The sequence below is a fragment of the bacterium genome (assembly GCA_036524115.1).
Classification (GTDB): domain Bacteria; phylum JAUVQV01; class JAUVQV01; order JAUVQV01; family DATDCY01; genus DATDCY01.
The window spans coordinates 1-3,469 of record DATDCY010000079.1 but is presented as its reverse complement, the minus strand read 5'-3'; the positions used below and the strand labels follow the sequence as shown (position 1 = coordinate 3,469).

At 73.1% G+C, this 3,469-nt stretch carries 5 protein-coding genes; 1 reads left to right on the top strand and 4 read right to left on the bottom strand.

Annotated features, from left to right (window positions below; genetic code table 11):
* On the top strand, window positions 1-388 hold a 388-nt coding region (locus VI078_03860; GenBank protein HEY5998421.1), incomplete at its 5' end, for an AIR synthase-related protein.
* On the opposite strand, the gene VI078_03855 is transcribed toward VI078_03860, so the two are convergent.
* From VI078_03855 to VI078_03840, 4 genes are all read right to left on the bottom strand, one after another.
* Window positions 385-1,296 carry a M48 family metalloprotease gene (locus tag VI078_03855; protein HEY5998420.1) on the bottom strand — a complete coding sequence of 304 codons (912 nt, stop codon included), beginning with the start codon at window positions 1,294-1,296 and terminating at the stop codon, window positions 385-387. The two genes, VI078_03860 and VI078_03855, sit on opposite strands and share 4 nt — an antisense overlap.
* Window positions 1,293-1,772: a hypothetical protein gene (locus tag VI078_03850; GenBank protein ID HEY5998419.1), complete on the bottom strand. Its 480-nt coding sequence runs from the start codon at window positions 1,770-1,772 to the stop codon at window positions 1,293-1,295. Before VI078_03850 ends, VI078_03855 begins: the two co-directional genes overlap by 4 nt.
* The gene (locus VI078_03845; GenBank protein HEY5998418.1) at window positions 1,769-2,383 is read right to left on the bottom strand and encodes a hypothetical protein; all 615 of its coding nucleotides are present in this window, start codon (window positions 2,381-2,383) and stop codon (window positions 1,769-1,771) included. The genes VI078_03850 and VI078_03845 overlap by 4 nt, the downstream gene beginning before the upstream one ends.
* Window positions 2,384-2,453: 70 nt before the next feature.
* On the bottom strand, window positions 2,454-3,469 hold a 1,016-nt coding region (locus VI078_03840), incomplete at its 5' end, for an adenylate/guanylate cyclase domain-containing protein (GenBank protein HEY5998417.1).

The window sequence follows — 3,469 nt, the reverse complement described above, 5'->3', positions numbered from 1 at the left end:
CGCCGCAGCCCTCGCCCGCACGGGCCTCGCGACCGCCACGCTGGACATCAGCGACGGGCTCTCGCGGGACCTCGCGCGGCTGTGCGCCGCAAGCCGCGTCGGCGCGACGGTGGAGGCGGGCGCGCTGCCGGTCACGGGGGGGACGCGCCGCGCGGCGGCACTGCTCGGGCGCGACCCGTCCGAGGCGGCGCTGCACGGCGGCGAAGAGTACGAACTGCTGTTCGCGGCGCGGCCGGGGAACGCGGCGAAGATCGCGGCGCTCGGCCGGCGCCTTGAGCTCGCCGTGACGCGCATCGGTGCGGTCACCGCGCGCGGATCAGGGATCGAGGTCGTCGAGCCCGGGGGCCGCAGGGGCCCCCTGGTCCCGCGGACCTGGGAGCACTTCTAGCGAAGGCTGTACTGCGCGAACCGCTTGGTGCGGGCCGGGTCCGTCGTCCCGCTGAGCCTGTCGTCCTCGATCGCCCCCTCGGCCCGCGTGAGCCGCTCGGCCGCGGGCGGGTGCGTGCTGAAGAAGCCCTTCGGCGCGGCGCTCTTGCCTTTCTCGCGCAGCGCCTGGAGGAACTGCGTCAGCCCGGCCGGGTCGTAGCCCGCGCGCCAGGCGACGTGGGCCGCCTCCGCGTCCGCCGCGTACTCCTGCCCCTGCGAGTAGCCGGAGACCAGCATCTGGTTCGCGATGTCGTTGATGCTCCCCTCGAAGGCCGTCGTCAGCTTCTGCAGGTCGCCCTTGGAGTACTCCTTGAGCGCCGTGGTGCCGAGGATCGTGAAGGCCTCGGTGAGCCGCTCGTTCTTGATCGCCCCGAGGCCGTGGCGCAACGTGACGTGGCTGACCTCGTGCGCGAGCACCGCCGCCAGTTGCTCCTCGTTCGCGCAGGTCGCGTAGAGCCCGCGCGTGACGAAGATGAATCCGCCCGGGGCCGCGAAGGCGTTGACCTCGTCCGAGTCGAGCAGCGCGAAGTGCCAGCCGCCGAAGGTCTCGGGCCTGCTGGAGGAGCGCGCGAGGACCTGGCCCAGCGTGTTGACGTAGCGCGTGCGCTCGCCGTCGTCGAGCGCCCGGTAGGTCCCGAGGATGCGCGCGGCCACCGCGCGGCCGAGGTAGTACTCCTCCTGCGGCGTGAGATCGGAGAAGCCCTTGCGCAGCGCCTCGCCGGTCTTGACGATCTTGTCCTGGTTCTCGACGACCGTCTCGAGCGCCTTGAAGAGGTCCAGCTTCGCCCGCGCGGACTGCGGCAGCAGCAGGAGACCGCCGGCGAGGCCCAGGACGCCGGCGAGCGCGGCGGCACGGCGGGCGGCGCTCACTTGCCCGCCCCCCGCGGCTGGAGGTGCCCCTCGGCGAGGAAGTCGGCGATCGCCTTGTCGCCCGCGCCGAGCTTCTCCATCCGGTCGACCGCGGCGAAGTCGTCCTTCGGATTCTTCTTACGGTACTCGCTCTCGACCTGCGGGTTGAAGCCCTTGCCGGCGAGCGCCACGTCCTGGGCGTCGACCTTGCCCCCCGCCGGCCCCTTGGCGGACGCCGTCACCTTCTTCGCCGTCACCGCCGACTCGTGCAGCCACCCCTCGCCCGCGGAGGTGCCGACCTTCACCCAGCCCTTCTCCCGCGCGAGCACGGTGAAGGAGTCCCCGAGCCCGGCCTCGGCGAGCGTCGGCGCGTAGAACTGGCGGTCGCGGCGGATCGATGTCTTCTTGATGATCACCGTCACCGTCTCGGCCGCGGGGGCGGAGACGGCGCCGGCGAGCAGTGCCGCGGCGAGCAGGAACGGCAGCCAGCGTCTCATCGGGCCTCCCTGGCGCCCGCGGCCGGCCCGGGCGCGCCTTCCATGTACTTGCGCCTGAACATCGCGAAATAGGCCTGGTTCACGGGGCCGAAGCGCTTTTCCACGACGGTCCCGCCGGCCACGCGCGCGGCCACGCTCTTCGCGGAGCCGAGTCGGGCGATCAGCTCGGGGGCGACAGGGTACGTGGCGGCCTCGAAGTGCTTGCCGGCCTCGCCGGCCATCCGGTTGCCGGCGCTGCCGTCCCCGCTGAGATCCAGCGTCTCGCCGTCGACCGTCAGCCGCAGCGACGGGCCGCGGCGGATGTCCACCCAGGAGCCCATGTTGATCGCCGCCACCCGCAGGAAGTAGCGCGTCGTGCCCCCCGCCTCGCGCTTCACCGCCCCGAGGGTGATCATCGGGTAGCGGGGCGCGAGCGGCTGCAGCGCGTTGCCGGTCATGACGCAGACGGTCGTGCCGGAGACCGTGTCGCACTCGTAGTCGTAGCGCGCGTCGATGCTCTCCTCGCGCACGCCGACTGCAGGGCCGTGCCGCGGCTCGGGGGCGGCGGCGCAGCCGAGCAGGGCAACGACGGCGCCGAGAACTGCCGCAGATGCGATGGCCGTCCGCCTCACGGTTGTCTTCATTTTCTCAATTGTAGCCCCGATGCGCCGGCAGCGCCACAGGCGCGGTCGGTGACGGACATCACTTGCTGGTGAGCGTCCACACGCCGTCCCAGTCCGGCGGCGGGGGCGAGGCCAGGAAGGCGCGGGAGCGCTCGCGCAGCACCCGCGTCGGCCCGTCGTCGCGCTCGGCGAGGATCGCCTCCGCGAGCGCGATCGCCCGCGCCCACTCGCGCCGCTGGTAGGCCGCGAAGGCCTCGCCGTAGGCGGCGGCGAGCGAGCGCTGGGCCGGCGTCTCCGCGCCCGCGACCGCCATCGCCTCGTGGATCGCCACCGGCTCCGCCTTCCCCTTGACGCGGACGCGGTCGAGCATGCGGCCGAACGCCACCCCCGCGGCGGCATCCCACGTAGCGTCCGACGCGATGATCAGCGTGCCGTAGACCTTGTTCGTCCCCTCCAGCCGCGAGGCCTGGTTCACGGTGTCGCCGATCGCCGTGTAGTCGAAGCGGTCCCGCGAGCCCATGTTGCCGACGACGCAGACGCCGCTGTTCAGCCCGATGCGGGTCACCAGCCGCGGCCCGCCCCGCGCGACGAGCGCGTCGCAGAACGGCCGCAGCCGCTCCTGGCAGGCGAGCGCCGCCAGCACCGCCCGGCGCGCGTGGTCCGGCTGGGGCAGCGGCGCGCCCCAGAACGCCATCACGGAATCGCCGATGTACTTGTCGATCGTGCCATCGAGGCCCGGCCCCGTGATGACGTCCGCCATGAGCGTCGTGTACTCGTTGAGGAAGCCGACGAGCTCGGCAGGCCCCATCGTTTCCGAGATCGACGTGAACCCCTGGAGGTCCGAGAAGAAGAGCGTCACGTCGCGGCGCTCGCCGCCGAGGGCGAGGCTCTCCGGGTGCTCGAGGATCTGCGCCACGACCTTGGGCGAGACGTAACGCGAGAAGGCGCCGGCGATGAAGCGGCGCTGCTTCCCCTCGGTCTGGTAGCGCCAGACCGCGGCCCCGACCAGCGCCGCGAGCGCCGCGGACGCGGCCGTGAAGAGCTCGAGCAACCAGCCGGCGCGGTAGGCGGCGGCCAGCGCGGCCGCCACCGCCC

What these genes read in the sequence shown, in the direction of transcription:
- VI078_03850 (HEY5998419.1), bottom strand. Translation starts at nt 1,772, where the DNA reads ATGAGACGCTGGCTGCCGTTCCTGCTCGCCGCGGCACTGCTCGCCGGC.